The sequence below is a fragment of the Acidovorax sp. K2F genome, assembly GCF_025246485.1.
GTDB classification, from domain to species: Bacteria; Pseudomonadota; Gammaproteobacteria; order Burkholderiales; family Burkholderiaceae_C; genus Acidovorax; species Acidovorax delafieldii.
Window position 1 is genome coordinate 115,681 of sequence record NZ_JAOBSQ010000051.1, and the last position, 15,960, is coordinate 131,640.

General features: G+C 66.3%; 18 protein-coding genes. 10 read left to right on the plus strand and 8 right to left on the minus strand.

What is annotated here, in order from left to right:
* Positions 1-89: 89 nt before the first annotated feature.
* The 7 genes from N4G42_RS19360 (at position 90) to N4G42_RS19390 (ending at position 6,788) form a co-directional block, all read left to right on the plus strand.
* On the plus strand, positions 90-2,288 hold the full coding sequence (locus N4G42_RS19360) for a TonB-dependent siderophore receptor (protein ID WP_260668338.1): 2,199 nt from the start codon (positions 90-92) through the stop codon (positions 2,286-2,288).
* A 31-nt stretch (positions 2,289-2,319) separates the two neighbouring features.
* On the plus strand, positions 2,320-3,465 hold the full coding sequence (locus N4G42_RS19365) for a PepSY-associated TM helix domain-containing protein (protein WP_260668339.1): 1,146 nt from the start codon (positions 2,320-2,322) through the stop codon (positions 3,463-3,465).
* 39 nt (positions 3,466-3,504) lie between these two features.
* Positions 3,505-4,341, plus strand: a complete 837-nt coding sequence (locus N4G42_RS19370; protein ID WP_260668340.1) for a hypothetical protein — start codon at positions 3,505-3,507, stop codon at positions 4,339-4,341.
* Positions 4,338-4,706 (plus strand): hypothetical protein, encoded by a 369-nt coding sequence (locus N4G42_RS19375; RefSeq protein WP_260668341.1) that lies wholly within the window; start codon positions 4,338-4,340, stop codon positions 4,704-4,706. Before N4G42_RS19370 ends, N4G42_RS19375 begins: the two co-directional genes overlap by 4 nt.
* A 181-nt stretch (positions 4,707-4,887) precedes the next feature.
* A complete protein-coding gene (locus tag N4G42_RS19380; RefSeq protein ID WP_056746822.1) occupies positions 4,888-5,535 on the plus strand; it encodes a trimeric intracellular cation channel family protein in 648 nt (215 codons plus the stop codon).
* 105 nt (positions 5,536-5,640) lie between these two features.
* The gene (locus N4G42_RS19385; RefSeq protein ID WP_260668342.1) at positions 5,641-6,327 is read left to right on the plus strand and encodes a transglutaminase-like domain-containing protein; all 687 of its coding nucleotides are present in this window, start codon (positions 5,641-5,643) and stop codon (positions 6,325-6,327) included.
* On the plus strand, positions 6,327-6,788 hold the full coding sequence (locus N4G42_RS19390; protein WP_060987556.1) for a PaaI family thioesterase: 462 nt from the start codon (positions 6,327-6,329) through the stop codon (positions 6,786-6,788). Before N4G42_RS19385 ends, N4G42_RS19390 begins: the two co-directional genes overlap by 1 nt.
* 48 nt (positions 6,789-6,836) lie before the next feature.
* Here N4G42_RS19390 and N4G42_RS19395 read toward each other — a convergent pair whose 3' ends face one another.
* Positions 6,837-7,724 carry a LysR family transcriptional regulator gene (locus N4G42_RS19395; protein WP_260668343.1) on the minus strand — a complete coding sequence of 296 codons (888 nt, stop codon included), beginning with the start codon at positions 7,722-7,724 and terminating at the stop codon, positions 6,837-6,839.
* A 132-nt stretch (positions 7,725-7,856) separates the two neighbouring features.
* Here N4G42_RS19395 and N4G42_RS19400 point away from each other — a divergent pair, with 132 nt between their 5' ends.
* Entirely contained in the window at positions 7,857-8,459 is a 603-nt protein-coding gene (locus N4G42_RS19400) for a short chain dehydrogenase (protein WP_260668344.1), read from the plus strand.
* 99 nt (positions 8,460-8,558) lie between these two features.
* Here N4G42_RS19400 and N4G42_RS19405 read toward each other — a convergent pair whose 3' ends face one another.
* The 5 genes from N4G42_RS19405 to N4G42_RS19425 all read right to left on the minus strand — a co-directional run bounded on the left by N4G42_RS19405 (position 8,559) and on the right by N4G42_RS19425 (position 13,094).
* Positions 8,559-9,563: a tripartite tricarboxylate transporter substrate binding protein gene (locus N4G42_RS19405; RefSeq protein WP_260668345.1), complete on the minus strand. Its 1,005-nt coding sequence runs from the start codon at positions 9,561-9,563 to the stop codon at positions 8,559-8,561.
* A gap of 162 nt (positions 9,564-9,725) precedes the next feature.
* A complete protein-coding gene (locus tag N4G42_RS19410; RefSeq protein WP_260668346.1) occupies positions 9,726-10,469 on the minus strand; it encodes an SDR family NAD(P)-dependent oxidoreductase in 744 nt (247 codons plus the stop codon).
* Positions 10,466-11,677 (minus strand): 3-oxoadipyl-CoA thiolase, encoded by a 1,212-nt coding sequence (gene pcaF / locus N4G42_RS19415; RefSeq protein ID WP_260668347.1) that lies wholly within the window; start codon positions 11,675-11,677, stop codon positions 10,466-10,468. The genes N4G42_RS19410 and pcaF overlap by 4 nt, the downstream gene beginning before the upstream one ends.
* Before the next feature lie 35 nt (positions 11,678-11,712).
* Positions 11,713-12,363, minus strand: a complete 651-nt coding sequence (locus N4G42_RS19420) for a 3-oxoacid CoA-transferase subunit B (protein WP_056066067.1) — start codon at positions 12,361-12,363, stop codon at positions 11,713-11,715.
* Between the two features lie 29 nt (positions 12,364-12,392).
* Positions 12,393-13,094, minus strand: coding sequence for a 3-oxoacid CoA-transferase subunit A (locus tag N4G42_RS19425; protein WP_260668348.1), 702 nt, complete (start codon positions 13,092-13,094; stop codon positions 12,393-12,395).
* 91 nt (positions 13,095-13,185) lie between these two features.
* Between N4G42_RS19425 and N4G42_RS19430 the strand changes: the two genes are divergently transcribed.
* Positions 13,186-13,986 (plus strand): IclR family transcriptional regulator C-terminal domain-containing protein, encoded by an 801-nt coding sequence (locus N4G42_RS19430; protein ID WP_260668349.1) that lies wholly within the window; start codon positions 13,186-13,188, stop codon positions 13,984-13,986.
* Positions 13,987-14,125: 139 nt separating this feature from the next.
* On the opposite strand, the gene N4G42_RS19435 is transcribed toward N4G42_RS19430, so the two are convergent.
* Positions 14,126-14,347 carry a hypothetical protein gene (locus N4G42_RS19435; RefSeq protein ID WP_260668350.1) on the minus strand — a complete coding sequence of 74 codons (222 nt, stop codon included), beginning with the start codon at positions 14,345-14,347 and terminating at the stop codon, positions 14,126-14,128.
* Between the two features lie 207 nt (positions 14,348-14,554).
* Between N4G42_RS19435 and N4G42_RS19440 the strand changes: the two genes are divergently transcribed.
* Complete coding sequence (locus N4G42_RS19440) at positions 14,555-14,989, plus strand: DUF1841 family protein (protein WP_056066079.1); 435 nt, start codon at positions 14,555-14,557, stop codon at positions 14,987-14,989.
* An 86-nt stretch (positions 14,990-15,075) separates the two neighbouring features.
* On the opposite strand, the gene N4G42_RS19445 is transcribed toward N4G42_RS19440, so the two are convergent.
* Positions 15,076-15,951, minus strand: a complete 876-nt coding sequence (locus tag N4G42_RS19445; RefSeq protein WP_056066082.1) for an oxaloacetate decarboxylase — start codon at positions 15,949-15,951, stop codon at positions 15,076-15,078.
* Positions 15,952-15,960: the final 9 nt, after the last annotated feature.

A 15,960-nucleotide genomic window follows, 5' to 3' on the forward strand; every position in this document is an offset into this window, starting at 1 on the left:
ACAATCCATCACCTTCAGCCAGCCAGCGTCCCGGGACATCACGCGAGCCAGTGCACTCCGCGTTTTGCCCACTCTCCAACGGGACACCCATGCCTTTCCAGCCCTCTCGCGCAGCCCTGGCGTCCAGCGCTGCCCGCACTTTGGCGCATGCCATTCCTTCGGTCTGCCAAGCCCGTCTGTTCGCCCTGACACCCCTTGCCCTCTGCCTGGCCCAGGCCGCAATGGCCCAGCAGGCTGACGCACCGGCAGCAGAGGCCGCGGCCTCTGCCCACAGCGCCACCGCCCCCCAGCTCCAAGAAGTCCGCATCAACGCCAGCACCGAAAAAGACATGGGCTTTGCACCCGTGGAGGCCCAAACCGCCAGCAAGGCGCCCATGCGGCGGCTGGAGACGCCGCAGTCCGTCAGCGTGGTCACGCGCGAGCAGATGGAGTCGCGGCAGATCACCAACGTGCAGCAAGCGCTGCAGACGGTGGCGGGGGTCAGCCCGGTCAACTTTGGGCGCCGGGGGTTTGACGATCTGAATATCCGGGGCTTTCGCTCCACCGAGTCCATCCTGGTCGATGGCCTGGTGCAAAGCCCGGGCATGTGGGCCAAGCTGCAGCCTTATGGCTACGAGCGCTTCGAGGTGCTCAAGGGCTCGGCCTCGGTGCTCTACGGGCAGGTGCAGCCGGGCGGCATCGTCAATGCGGTGAGCAAGCGGCCCAAGAAGGAGGCGATCAACGAGGTGGGTGTGGAAGTAGGTAGCTTTGGTCAGCGCACGCTGCAGGCCGACATCAACCGGCCGCTGTCCGAATCCGGCAAGACGGCGCTGCGCATCAATGCGCAGGTGTCCGACGCCGACGACCCCACGCAGTTCGTCTACCGCAAGGACCGGTGGTTTGCGCCCTCCCTGTCCATCGACCTGGGTGCGCAGACCGACCTGGTGCTGTTTGCCACCTACAGCCAGAGCGAGTGGATGCGCCAGCAGGGCATCACGCCGTACGGCACGGTGCTGCCCAACCGCAATGGCACGTTGTCACGCACGATGTTCACGGGCGACCCGAGCTTCGGTGTGTATGACGTGGAAAGCACCACGGTGGGCTATGCGCTGGAGCATCGCCTGTCGGATGCCATGACCTTCCGCCAGAACGTGCGCTACGAGACCGAGAAGGGCACGGGCAACTTCGTCTCCAACCAGGCATTGCAGGCCAACCAGCGGCTGCAGAACCGCCAGGCCTCGCGCCAGTACATGGACTACGACCTGCTGGCCACCGACACCTCGCTGCTGTCACGTTTCGAGGCGCTGGGCGTAAAGCACCAGCTGGTGACGGGCCTGGATGTGCGCAGCGGCACCAGCCTGCTGGCCAGCCGCACCTGCCGCATCGGAGCGCTGGACCTGTTCGCGCCCGTCTACGGCATGCAGGCCACCTGCCCCGAGGCGCTGACCAGCGATGCGCCTTCCAAGCTCACCGTGGCAGGCCTGTACGCGCAGGACCAGATCAAGTTCGGCCAGGGCTGGACGGCCCTGGTGGGCCTGCGCCGCGACTGGTCCACCAACGACACCAACAACCGCGTGGCCAACACGCAGACGCGCCAGAAGGACAACGCCACCACGTTGTCGGCCGGCCTGGTGTACGAGTTCAAGCCGGGCTGGGCCGCGTATGGCAGCTATGGCGAGTCCTTCCTGCCCCAGTCGGGCCTGACGTTTGGCGGATCGAACTTCGTGCCCGAAACCGGCAAGCAGTGGGAGGCGGGCGTGAAGTACGAGGCCCCCGGTGGCCAGATCACCGGCGCGATCGCCGTGTTCGACCTGGTGCGCCAGAACGTGACCACCGCCGACCCGGTGAACACGGGCTTCAGCGTACAGACCGGCGAGCAGCGCGCGCGCGGGCTGGAGCTGGAGCTGGGCGCCGACCTGAAGAACGGCTGGAAGATCACCAGCGCCTACACCTACACACAAAGCAAGGTCACGCGCGATAACAACGCGGCGATTGTGGGCCTGCCGCTCAACCTCACGCCGCGCCACACGCTCACGGCCTGGGCCACCTACAAACTGCCGCAGTACCAGCGGGTGACGCTGGGCCTGGGCGGACGTTATGTGAGCGAGCAGATCGGCTCGTACCCCTTCACGCTGCCGTCGTACTTTGTGGCCGATGCGTCCGTCAGCTACATGGGCGAGAACTACCGCGTGACGGCGGGCGTGAAGAACGTGTTCAACAAGGCGTACTACGACGGCGCGATCAACGCCAACGTGGTCTCGCCTGCATTACCCCGCAGCTTCAGCCTGGGTGTGACGTACTTCTTCTGACGCAGCGCCCCCACCCTGCCGCCCACACGCCATGACCAGCCAGCGCACGCTCAACCGCCTCTTCACCCTGCATTCCTGGGCCGGCATCGTCACGGGGCTGCTGCTGTTCATCGTGTGTTTCTCGGGCTCGGTGGTGGTGTTCAAGAACGAGATCGACCTCTGGGCCAACCCTTCACTGGCCAAGCTGCCACGCTCTGAAAAACCGGCCTCGCTCGACGCGGTGCTCACGCAGCTGCAGACCCGCTACCCGGGCGCGACGGTGGAAACCATTGCGCTGCCCGATGCCGTCAACCCCAGCTACTTCGCGTTCGTGCGCGAGCGCGGCGCGCCTGCCAACATCCGCACCAAGGTGGCCTTGCGCTCCGACACCGGCACGGTGGTGGGCCCGGTGGACAGCCAGCTCGGCCAGTACCTGCGCATGCTGCATGTGTTTTTGTTCTTCGGGCCGCGCTGGATCGTGGGGTTCCTCGGCGCGGCGATGCTGGTGCTGATTGCCACCGGCATCGTCATCCACCGCAAGATCCTGGCCGAGCTGTTCACCCAGCGCTGGGGCCGCAGCTTTCGCGTGGTGATGTCGGACCTGCACAAGTCCGCAGGCATCTGGGGGCTGGGCTTTCACATCCTGATCGCCACCACCGGCGCGTGGATGGGCCTGGCGCCGCTGTTCGAGCAGGGCTACAAGTTCATCACCACCCCCGCCACGTTGACTGCCGACAAGCCCGCGCGCAAGGCCGAGGGCAGCGAGCCCGCGCACATGCAGTCGCTGGATGCGATGTATGCCACCGCACAGCAGGCCGTGCCGGGGCTGGAGGCGCGCTATGTGTCGCTGCGCCGCTGGGGCACAGGCACCGCCGAGGCGGGTTTCACCGGCAACTTGAGCGGCCACCTGGCCAGCACCGCGCGGGTGGACATCCATGCCGTCACGGGCGTTCCCAAGAAGGTGCACGACCCACGCACGGCGGGCTTCTGGTCGCTGGTCAACAGCCTGATGGAGCCGCTGCACTTTGGCGACTTTGGCGGGCTGACGCTCAAGTGGCTGTATTTTTTTCTGGGCATGACCCCGGCGTTTTTGTCGATCTCGGGCACGCTGATCTGGCTGGATGCGCGCCAGCAGCGCAGGCGCGAGGCCGACGCGGCACATCCGGCGTCCGCAGGCAACGCCATCGCGGCGGGCTGACGGGCACCAGCCCCCCCTTCCACACCACACCCACCCACCATGCAACGTTTCTTTCTGGCCCTGCATGCCACCGTGCCCGCCGCGCTCCTCGTGGCGGTGTTCGTACACCTGTGGGGACCTGCGGGCTTGGCCCCGCTGGCGCAGCGGCCCGTGTGGACGGTGTGGGTGCTCATTGCCGTGTGGCTGCTGATGTCGACCCTGGCCGCGTGGGCGCTGCGCACGCTGGCGCTGTGGCGGGTAGCGCTGGGCAGCACCGGGGCACTGTTGGCCGTGGCGGCGCTCACCGGCCTGGCACTCGGTAGCGCCCGGGCACCTGCCATGGCCCTGGGCCTTGTGGCCACGGGTCTGGTATGCGCGGGCGTGGCTGCGTTCATGGGCCCGCAGCGGGTGCAGCAGGCTCATCGGCGCCGGGGGAGTCGCCCGTCCATTGCTGTCACCCCGGCGGCACCACGGCATGTGGTGTCCCACACGGGCCGCCCCTGGCCATTGGCACAGCTGGCGCACCTGCCCTTCTGGCTTTGCGCGGCGCTGGCGGCGGAGTCATTCCGTCTGGCGCACATCGTGGCGGTTGAGCCCGCTCGATCGGCCGGCATGCTGGGCCTGCTGCTGTCCTTTTTTGTCGGGTTGCCTGCGGCCACGGTGCGCACCTGGGCGCCCCGCACCAGCGCCCTGCTGTGGCTGCTGGCAGGGCTGGCCTGTGCCGGCCTGGCAGCCAAGGCCGGGCTGCAGCAAGGCTGGGTGGCCGCCATGCTGTGCACGGCAGCAGCCTGCAGCAGCGTGCGACCGCTGCACAACCGGCTGGGGGCCCGGGGCCTGGGCCATCGCAGCCGCACCCGTCACACCCCGCGCCACCCACAGCCCTCGGAGACCGCATGAACGAACTGCTGGGCATTGCCGCCGCGTTGGCCTCGCTGGTGGCACTGGCCTGCTGGGCCCGCACAGTGCCCACCCGTGCGTGGGGCGATGACACACCCACGGGGGCGGCGCGATGGCGCGCCAAGGCGGTGGCGCTGGGCACCTTGCTGTTGCAGACCACCACCGCCAGCCTGGCTGCTGGCTGGGTCGCCGGTGTGGCCCTGGTGCTGGCCGCATGGATGGTGCTGGGCTGGTTGCTGGTGCTGGCCATGAACCTGTGGCCCCAGGCCAGCCAGCGCTGGGCACTGCGGCTGGGGGGACTGGGCCTGGGCGGATGTGTGCTGGCGCTGGTGGCCTGCGCATTGGGCGAGGGCCTGCTGCGCTGAGTGGACGCAGGCGAGTGCTGCACCGGGACCTGACGGAGCCCACCGGGCATACACAACGCCCATCTGCACATTTTTTGCTCAAAATTCGCTCAAGCGCTACTGATTCAAGCCTCAGTAGCTATCAAATATATAGCAATTACCCCCCCATGGAATCGCCAGCGGCCACGGCACAATCGTCGCCATGGATTCACTGATCATCAACGCCCCCTGGGTGCACACCCTGCGCTTTGTGCTGGAAGTGGCCGCCACCGTGGCTTTCGCACTGTCGGGCGTGATGGCCGCCGCGCGCAAGCGGCTGGATGCCGTGGGCGTGTGTGTGGTGGCCTTCGTGGCCGCGTTTGGCGGGGGCACGCTGCGCGATTTGCTGCTGGACCAGCGGCCCTTTTTCTGGATTCGCCACACCGAGTTTGTGTGGGGCATTCTGGCGCTGTGCATCGGCGCCATGCTGTTCATGCGCCAGCGGCACTTTGAGCCCACCGAGCGCGCCATGCTGCTGCCCGACGCCATCGGCCTGGGCCTGTTTGCCGCTGTGGGCGTGGACATTGCCACCGCCATTGGCATGCCGCCCATCATCAGCGTGATGATGGGCGTGACCACCGGCGTGTTTGGCGGTGTGCTGCGCGACGTGCTGTGCAACGAGGTGCCCCAGGCCTTCAGCGACCACCGGCCCTATGCGCTGTGCGCGTTTGCTGGCGGCTGGGCCGACGTGGCCCTGCGCCAGATGCAGGCTCCCGACTGGGCGCCGCTGGTGGTCTGCGTGCTGCTCACCGCCGGGCTGCGCGGGCTGGCGGTGTGGCGCAACTGGGAGCTGCCCGCATGGCGGGTGTGACCAAGGCATCCAGCCCTGGCGCAGCAAGGCTGGCGCACCTGTGACAGCATCGGGTGCCCGAGGCCCGCACACTGGCCTCCGTCCGACTGCAGGAGACACACAACAATGACCACCGCACCCACGCCCGCCCACCTGCGCGCCACGGCCCTCATCGACAGCGACGCCCCTGCTGTGACGGCCTTTGCCGCCGAACATGCGCGTGGCGCCACCGACCGCGAGCGTGCCGTGGCCCTGTACCTGGCCGTGCGCGATGGTTTCCGCTACGACCCCTACCGCATCGACCTGTCGCCCCAGGGCATGACGGCCAGCACCGTGCTGGCCAACGGCTACGGCTGGTGCGTGCCCAAGGCCGCGCTGCTCACCGCTGTGTGCCGCGCAGCGGGCATCCCCGCGCGCATGGGCTTTGCCGACGTGCGCAACCACCTCAGCACCGAGCGCATGCGCGAGACCATGAAGACCGACCTCTTCATCTGGCACGGCTACACCGACATCTGGCTCGATGGCGCCTGGCGCAAGGCCACACCGGCCTTCAACATCGAGCTGTGCGAGCGCTTTGGCCTGCTGCCGCTGGAGTTTGACGGCGAGAACGATTCCATCTACCACCCGTTCGACAAGTCGGGCGCACGCCATATGGAATACGTGCACCAGCGCGGCGCGTTTGACGACCTGCCGCTCGCACAGATCGTGGCGGACTTTCGCACGGTGTACAGCGGCTGGCTGCAGGGCGACGCCACCCGCAGCAGTCTGCAGGACGCCAGTTTTGCCAACGACATTGAAAAGGAAGCCCGCTGATGACCCACGCCCCCGAGAACGCCACCACTGCCCCCCTTCCCGAGGGCTTTGCCCCGCTGGTGGCGGGCGGCCCTTACATCCAGCACAACGGACCGCTGTATGTGCTGCACCAGGGCAAAGTGGTGAAGTTCGGCTTTCGCGTGGAGCCGCGCCACACCAACCCCATGGGCAACCTGCACGGCGGCATGATGGCCACCTTTTGCGACATGCTGGTGCCCCTGTCGGTGCACCGCAAAAGCGACCAGGTGTCAAACCGCTTCCTGCCCACCATCAGCCTGCAGATTGACTACCTGGCCCCAGCCCCGCTGGGCGCCTGGGTGGAGGGCGAGGCCGAGCCGCTGCGCATCACACGCTCGCTGGTGTTTGCGCAGGGCCTGGTCACCGCCGACGGCGTACCCTGTGCGCGGGTGAGCGGGGTGTTCAAGATCGGGCCTGAAGTGCCCAGCAACGCGGTGGAGTGAGCGGCCCTGGGCCGCAGGCCACAGTAGTCCAAACCTGAACCGCACCGCTCAGGCGGTGCCCAGCGCAGTCACCACAAACTCCACAAACCGCGCCAGCTTGGGCAGTTGCCGCCGGTCGGGCGCATAGACCAAGTACACCGGGCGCGGCACGGGCAGGCAGTGCTGCATCACCGGCACCAGCGCACCGCTGGCCAGGTCGTCGGCCAATAGCACTTCGGGCTGCATGATGAGGCCCAGGCCGCGCAGCGCAGCCTGGCGCAGGCCGTCGCCCTGGTTGCACACAAAGCGCGCGTTCTCAGGCCAGAAGAACTCCTCCTTGCCGTCGCGCAGCGTCCATTCCACCCGGCGCTGCCACACCGAGTGGCTCAGGCATTGGTGCCGCGCCAGGTCGGCCGCGCGTTCGGGCGTGCCGTGGCGCTGCAGGTACGCGGGTGCGGCAGCAATCACCATGCGGTAGGGGCGCAGCGGGCGCGCCACCAGGCCCTCGTTCACCACCTGGCCAATGCGCACGGCCACGTCAAAGCCCTCGCCTGCCAGGTCCACCACGCTGTCGGTGAGCTGCAGGTCCACACGCACCTGGTCGTGGCGCTGCAGAAAGTCGGCCACCAGCGGCGCGATCACGTGGTTGCCCAGCGTGAAGGGCGCGCTCACCCGCAGCAGACCCTGCGGCACGGCGCGGCTGCGCTCCACGGCGGACTCGGCCCAGCGCACCTGCTCCAGCACGCGTTTGCTGTCGTCGTAGAACGCGGCGCCCACCTCGGTCAGGCTGTTCTGGCGAGTGCTGCGCTGGAACAGGCGCGCGCCCAGGTGGGTCTCCAGCTGCTGGATGTGCTTGCCCACCATCACGGCGGAGATCTGCAGCTGGCGCGCGGCAGCGGCAAAGCTGCCAGCCTCCACCACGGCCACCATGACTTCCATATTGCGCAGCTTGTCCACGGCAATTCCCTCAATTCCTAATCAAAGGTTAGCACAAGCATAACTTGCAGGTACTTTATGTTCCGATTGATTAGCAAAAGAATCGGGCTGTCAGTTCCTCATCAACCCTTTTTGACACCCAAGGAAAACACCATGTCCAAGATTCTTCTCATCGGCGCCAGCGGCACCATCGGCCAGGCCGTGCTGACCAACCTGGGCGCGCGCCACGACGTGATCACCGTGGGCCGCAGCAGCGGCACGCACCGTGCTGACTTCTCGCAGCCAGGCGCGGTTGCACAACTGTTCGAGGCGGTGGGCAAAGTCGATGCCATCGTGAGCACCGCAGGCAACCTGCACTTTGGCCCGCTGGCGGAAATGACGGCCGAGCAGTTCAATCTGGGCCTGCAGGACAAATTGCTGGGCCAGGTGCAGCTGGCGCTGGTAGGCCAGAAGTATCTGAACGATGGCGGCTCCATCACGCTGACGGCGGGCATCCTGTCGATTGAGCCCATCCGCAACGGCGCCAGCGCCACGGCCGTGAACGCGGCCATCGAAGGCTTTGTGGCTGCAGCCGCCATCGAGCTGCCACGCGGCCTGCGCATCAACGCCATCAGCCCCACGGTGCTGACCGAGTCGATGGGCAGCTACGGGCCATTCTTCCCGGGGTTCGAGCCGGTGCCCGCCGCACGCGTGGCGCTGGCCTACCAGCGCAGCGTGGAAGGCGCGCAGACGGGGCGTGTGTACCGGGTGCAGTGATCCCGCCGACCCGAATGTGAAACAAAAATAGCTGCTACCGCCCGATGCATGAGCGGTAGCAGCTATCAATCTGGTAGCTACAAAAAATCTTGGTAGCGCTTAGTCCAGGCTCGCCCCAGACTCCTTCACGACCTTGCCCCACTTGACGGACTCGGCCTGGATGAAGGCAGCAAACTGCTCGGGCGTTTCGCTGTACGTCTCGGCACCCTGCTCGTTGATCTTCTTCTTCACCTCAGCCTGGTTCAGCACCTTCACCAGTGCGGTATTGAGCTTGGCCAGAACCGGCGCAGGCGTGCCGGCGGGCGCAAACATGCCAAACCACGAGGTGGCTTCATAGCCGGGCACGCCGGCTTCGGCGATGGTCGGCACATTGGGCAGCTCGGGCGACCGCTTGGCCGTGGTCACGGCAATCGGCACCAGCTTGCCACTGCGCACGTGTTGAATGGCCGAGGGCATGTTGTCGAACATGATGCCGATCTGGTTGCCCAGCAGGTCGGTCACGGCCGGTGCGCTGCCCTTGTAGGGCACGTGCACCATGTCCACCTTGGCGAGGCTCTTGAACAGCTCGCCCGACAGGTGGATGGAGCTGCCGTTGCCCGAAGAGCCGAAGTTGACCTTGCCGGGGTTGGCCTTCGCGTAGGCGATCAGCTCCTTCACCGTCTTGTAGGGCTGTGCCGGGTTGGCCACCAGCAGGTTGGGCACATTGGCCACGCGCGTGAGCGGTGCAAAGTCCTTGATGGGGTCGAACGGCATCTTCTTGTACAGGCTGGCGTTGATGGCGTGCGTGCCCACCGTGCCCATGAAGAGTGTGTAGCCATCTGCCGGGGCCTTGGCCGCCATGGCACCGCCGATGTTGCCGCCCGCGCCCGCACGGTTGTCCACGATGACGGACTGGCCGAGCTCCGTGGTCAGCGCCTGGCCGATGATGCGGGCCAGGATGTCGGTGGTGCCACCTGCTGCAAAGGGCACGACGATGGTGACGGGCTTGTTCGGATAAGCCTGGGCGAGCGCAGTACTGCTGCCCAGCAGGCCGATACCAGCGAGGGCGGTGACTGCAGCGGCCGACAGCGCGAAGCGGCGGGTGGCGTGGATGGAACGGGTCATGGTTTGTCTCCTTCAAGAAGGTGGATGAATGAATGGGTCGGTGCCACCAGCGCCGCGTGGGCCCGCGTCTGGCCGCGCCGTGGCCTCAACCGGGCGCCGAGGCCTCCGGACGAGAACGGGGGGTGCCCCTTGCGGGGCGGCAAGGAAGATCAGTTCAGGTTGCTAGACAGGCGCCACTCCCAGCGTGGTGCCTCCGCACACGTACAACACCTGCCCGGTCACGAAACCGTTGTCGGGCGAGAGGAAAAACAGCGCTGCGCGCGCCACGTCATCGGGCGTGCCCATGCGGCCCACGGCGATGCTGTTCAGGATGCGCTGCGTTTGCGGCGCACCGTCGGGGTTGCTCTGGCGGAAGAGTTCGGTGGCGATGGGCCCAGGGCCGATGGCGTTGACGGTGATGCCGTCACGCCCCAGCTCCATGGCCAGCGTGCGTGTCATGCCGATCATTCCAGCCTTGGTGGCGGAGTAGACGATGCGCTCGCCCTTGCCCAAAGCGGCGCGCGACGACATGTTGACGATGCGGCCCTGCCCGCTGCCGCGCAGCGTGGGCAAAAAGGCCTGCACCAGCAGCATGGGTGCACGCAGGTGCAGCCCTACCACGTCATCCAGTTGGGCTGTGGTCGCCGTGTCGATGGTGCCAGGGCGCGTGGCGCCCGCGTTGTTCACCAGTGCGGTGACGTTGTGCTTGGCCGCGATCTCGGCCGCGCGTTCGCGGGTCGAGGCTTCATGGGTCAGGTCGCCCTGGTACGAGGTGAGTTGCGGGTGGCTCCAGGTGGGCAGCACGTAGTCCAGGTTGACCACGGCGTGGCCCTGGGACAGAACGGCTTCGGCAATCGCGCGGCCGATGCCGTTGCTGGCACCCGTGATGACAGTGACCGGTGTCGGGTTGCGCTCAATCACGGTCACACGCGCTCCAGGATCACGGCAATGCCCTGGCCCACGCCGATGCACATGGTGCACAGCGCGTACTTCCCGGCGTGTTCGTGCAAGCGGTTGACGGCGGTGGTGACCAGGCGCGCGCCGCTGGCGCCCAGCGGGTGGCCCAGCGCGATGGCGCCGCCCCAGGCGTTCACGCGGGCATCGTCGTCCTTGAGGCCCAGCGCGCGCAGCACGGCCAGGCCTTGCGCGGCAAAGGCTTCGTTCAGTTCGATCACGTCCAGGTGGTCGATGGTCAGGCCCGTCTGCGCCAGCACCTTCAGGGTGGCAGGCGTGGGGCCAAAGCCCATGATGCGCGGCGCCACACCGGCCACGGCCATACCCACCACACGGGCACGGGGCTTGAGGCCATATTTGGCAGCGCGGGCTTCATCGGCCAGCAGCAGCGCGCAGGCGCCGTCGTTCACACCCGACGCATTGCCCGCCGTGACCGTGCCATCGGGCCGCACCACACCCTTGAGCTTGGCCAGCGCTTCGATGCTGGTCTCACGCGGGTGCTCGTCCTGGCTCACGATGATCGCATCGCCCTTCTTTTGCGGGATGTGCACCGGCACGATCTCGCGCGCCAGATGGCCGGCCTTGATGGCGGCCACGGCGTTGAGCTGGCTGCGCAGGGCCATCTGGTCCTGGGCTTCGCGCTCAATCTTGAAGTCGGTGGCCACGTTCTCTGCGGTTTCTGGCATGGAGTCCACACCGTACTTTTCCTTCATCAGCTTGTTGACAAAGCGCCAACCGATGGTGGTGTCATACACCGCGTTGTTGCGGCTGAAGGCGCTCTCGGCCTTGGGCATGACAAAGGGCGCGCGGCTCATGCTCTCCACACCGCCCGCAATCATCAGACCTGCCTCGCCCGCTTTGATGGCGCGCGCTGCGGTGCCCACGGCATCGAGCCCCGAACCGCACAGGCGGTTGATGGTGGCGCCGGCCACTTCGATGGGCAGGCCCGCCAGCAGGCTGCTCATGTGGGCCACGTTGCGGTTGTCTTCACCGGCCTGGTTGGCGCAGCCGTAAAGCACGTCGGTCACGGCCGCCCAGTCCACGCCGGGGTTGCGCTCCATCAGCGCCTTGATGGGGATGGCACCCAGGTCGTCGGTGCGCACGCTGGAGAGCGCGCCGCCGTAGCGGCCAAAGGGGGTGCGGATGGCGTCGCAGATGAAGGCTTGGCGTTGTGTGCTCATGGTTTTGTCTCCTCGTTGCTTGGGGGTGGATTCGTTCAGGCGGCAGGGCGGATGGGTAGGCCCACCAGCTGCTCCAGCTCAGCGTGCGACAGGCCAGGCACGGTGTCGATGAGCTGCAGCCCTGTGGGCGTGCAGGCCAGTGTGCACAGATCGGTGTAGATGCGCTTCACGCACGCGACACCGGTGAGCGGGTAGGTGCATTGCGTCACGATCTTGCTGGCGCCCTGCTTGGTCAGCAGGTCCATCATCACCCAGGTCTGCTTGGCACCAATGGCCAGGTCCATCGCGCCGCCCACGGCGGGGATGGCGCCGGGCTCGCCCGTGCTCCAGTTGGCAAGGTCGCCCGTGGCCGACACCTGGAACGCGCCCAACACGCAGATGTCGAGGTGGCCGCCGCGCATCATCGCGAAGCTGTCGGCGTGGTGGAAGTACGCGCCGCCGGGCAGCAGCGTGACGGGCTGCTTGCCCGCGTTGATCAGGTCGTAGTCCTCCAGCCCTGCAGCGGGCGCAGGGCCCATGCCCAGGATGCCGTTTTCGCTTTGCAGGATGACCTCGCGGCCTGCCGGGATGTGGTTGGCCACCAGGGTCGGCTGGCCGATGCCCAGGTTGACGTAGGCACCATCGTGGATGTCTTGCGCCACGCGTTTCGCCAGCTCGTCTTTACTACGCTTTTGATAGCTGCTCATGCTTGTTCTTTCTGCGCTTGGGGGCGATATCACGCGGATTTCTTGAATCCGCCCGCCTGCGTGGCCGTGCGGTCGATCTTCACCACGTGCGTCACATAGATGCCCGGGGTGACGATGGCTTCCGGGTCCAGCGCGCCCAGCTCCACCACCTCGTGCACGGTGGCAATCGTGGTCTTGGCAGCCATGGCCATCACGGGGCCAAAGTTGCGCGCCGACATGCGGTAGGTGAGGTTGCCCCAGCGGTCGCCCTTCTCGGCCTTGACCAGGGCCACATCGCCATGGATGGGGTATTCGAGCACGTAGTGTTTGCCATTGATCTCGCGCGTTTCCTTGCCCGCAGCCAGCTCGGTGCCATAGGCCGTGGGGCAGAAAAAGGCGCCGATGCCCGCGCCCGCAGCGCGCAGGCGCTCGGCCAGATTGCCCTGGGGCACCAGTTCCAGCTCCAGCTTGCCACTGCGATACAGGTCATCGAACACATAGCTGTCCACCTGGCGCGGAAAGCTGCAGATGATCTTGCGCACCTTCCCGGCCTTGAGCAGCGCGGCCAGGCCCTGGTCCGCATTGCCTGCGTTGTTGTTGACCACCGTGAGGTCACGCGCCCCCTGGGCTATGAGGCCATCGATCAGCTCGCCCGGAATGCCGGCCGTGCCGAACCCGCCTATCAACACCGTGGCACCATCCTTTACCCCCGCAAGGGCCTGGGCCACCGAGTCCGCCAGTTTGTTGATCATTGCAACGCTTTCTTGGTTTCTCTGTTGTCTCTTTGAAATTTGTTCGTATATAGAACAAATGTTCGCTTAAAGAATTATAGTTGGCATACGTATGAATTCCCAAACCCCTGAAGCCAAAGACCCCAAACCGAGCGACAGCTATGTGCAGTCGTTCGCGCGCGGGCTGGAGGTGATCCGCTCGTTCAGCGCGGCCACACCGCAGCAAACCTTGAGTGAAGTCGCCGCGCAGACGGGCCTCACGCGCGCCGGTGCGCGCCGCATCCTGCTCACGCTGCAGACGCTGGGTTATGTGGAGACGGACGGCAAGCTGTTTCGCCTGAGCCCGCGCATTCTGGATTTGGGGTTTGCGTACCTGTCCTCGCTGCCCATCTGGAACCTGGCCGAGCCGGTGATGGAAGACTTGGTGGAAGAGGTGCGCGAGTCGTCATCGGCCGCCGTGCTCGACGGCCTGGACATCGTCTATGTGCTGCGCGTACCCACCCACAAGATCATGCGCACCACGCTGGGCGTGGGCTCGCGCCTGCCCGCTTGCTGGACGTCCATGGGCCGCATGCTGCTGGCCGGGTTGCCGGACGACGAACTGCAGGCCCGGCTGCAAGGCCACCCCATGCAGCGTTTTACCGAACACACCACCACGGATGTGGATGCACTGCTGGCCCACATCCGCCAGGCGCGGCAGCAGGGCTGGTGCCTGGTGAACCAGGAACTGGAAGAGGGATTGATATCGATTGCTGCGCCGCTGACCAACCGCACGGGGCAGACGGTGGCGGCTCTCAACATCAGCGGTCAGGCCAATCGCACAAGTGCGGCGGTGATGCAGGAGACGCTGCTGCCCGCGCTGCTGAGCGCGGCCCGGACCATCTCGCGCATGATGGGAGCGCCGAGGGGGTGACAGATAACGGCTGTCGGCAACCGGCACCAGGGATCACCCACCGCAACGAGCGGCCGGTGCTAAAGCTCCGATTTCCGTCTTACGTGGATAGGGCGAGAACCGGAGCCGCAACACCCGTCACTCGCCACGGTGGATGAAATCAGTTCTTGCGAAAGCCGAGCACCAGCACCACGCCGCCGAGAACCATCGCGCCCAGGCTCAACCATTGGGGGATATTCACGGATTCCCTTTCTTTCACGGTCAACTCCAGCGGACCGATCTTGGCCTGGGTGGTGTCCTTGGTAAAGCTGAACCCCCCGGTCAGAAACCCGGCAAGGCCCACCACCAACAACAGCACACCAACGATTCGCATTGCATTCATGACACTTCTCCCGATGCCGGGTTTGGAGGACTGCAGCAAAGTGGACCCGGCTCCCGACCCTTGCGCCAGCCCAATGTAGGTGCGCCGGCGCACAGCCTGCGTAGGACGCCGCCCCGGCGCGATGTAGCGGCCGGGCGCAATCCGCATCACCTCCCCCGCCTCCCCTCTGACGCCAGGCCCTTGCCCTGCGTGCTACCCTCACGCCCCATGTTCAGCCCCTCCCAAGCCGATGTGCGCCGCTTTCTGTGTGGTGTGCACGCCAAGACCCAGAGCGGCGCCCCCATGGAAGCCATCGAGACGCTGGCCAGCCTGTGGATCGCCGAGCACCCCGAGTACCACGCCGACCTGTCCGACGCCGATGCTGCCGTGGCCCGCAACTACGACGAAACACCGGGCCAGACCAATCCGTTTCTGCACCTGTCGATGCACCTGTCGATCAGCGAGCAATGCAGCATCGACCAGCCCCGTGGCATCCGCCAGGCGGTGGAGCTGCTGACGGCGCGGCTCGACTCGCTGCACGATGCCCACCACGCCGCCATGGACTGCCTGGGCGAGATGCTGTGGGAAAGCCAGCGCTCCGGCCGACCGCCTGATGGCAACGCCTACATCGCCGCCGTACAACGCCGCGCCACGCGCGATTGATCCAGTAAGCCCCTGAAAAAGCGACAAAGGCCAGTGCCCCATGGGCACTGGCCTTTGTTTTCTGTGGTGAAAGCCTTCAGGGACGATCAAGCCGTTTCGTAGTGCGCCTGGCGCTCTTCCATCGCCTTCCAGCCGATCACTTCCTTGAAGTCGGCCATGCTGGTCTGTCCGCAGGGCAAGCCGTCCACATCGCCCGTGCGGCGGGCCGACAGCGTGGCCAGGTTCTTCTGCAAGGCGTGCACCGTGCTCATCAGCGTGACCACCGGATAAGTCGCAAAAGCCGCCACCTCTTCAATCTGCGACCGCGTCAGGCGCGACATCCACAGCCCCTGCATGAGCTGCAGCGACAGGCGGCGGCCCGAGGCATTGCGCAAGCGCACCAGGTCTTCATAGCCCTTGAAAGTGCGCGAGATAGGCTGGATCAGGTCCGCCCCCGCCTCCGCAAAGCGCACGGCGCGCTCGATGGCCTCCTCGGGGTCGGCCACATCGGTGCGTGCGACGATGAGAAAGTCCGGGTCCTGGCGGGCATCCACCGCCGCCTTGATGCGCGCCACGGCATCGGGGATGGACACCACAGGAGTTACCGCCGCCGCCGCCGGGCAGCGCTTGGGGCTGATCTGGTCTTCGATCGAGATCGCGGCCACGCCCGCCTTCTCGAACTCGCGCACGGTGCGGGCCACGTTGATGACATTGCCGTAGCCGGTGTCGGCATCGGCAAACACAGGCTTTTTCACCACGTTGACGATGTGGTGCACCACACCCACGTTTTCGCTGAGTGTGTAGACCTCCATGTCTGGCTGGCCCAGCAGCGATGCCGAGATGCCAAACCCCGTGGTGAAGATGCCGTCAAAGTCCGACTGGTCCACCAGCAGGGCCGAGAGGGCGTCCTGCGCACCGGCCATCCAGAAGGTGGGGCCCGACTGGATGCGCGCACGCAGCTGTTGTCGCAAGCTTGTTGTCATGGCGGGTGT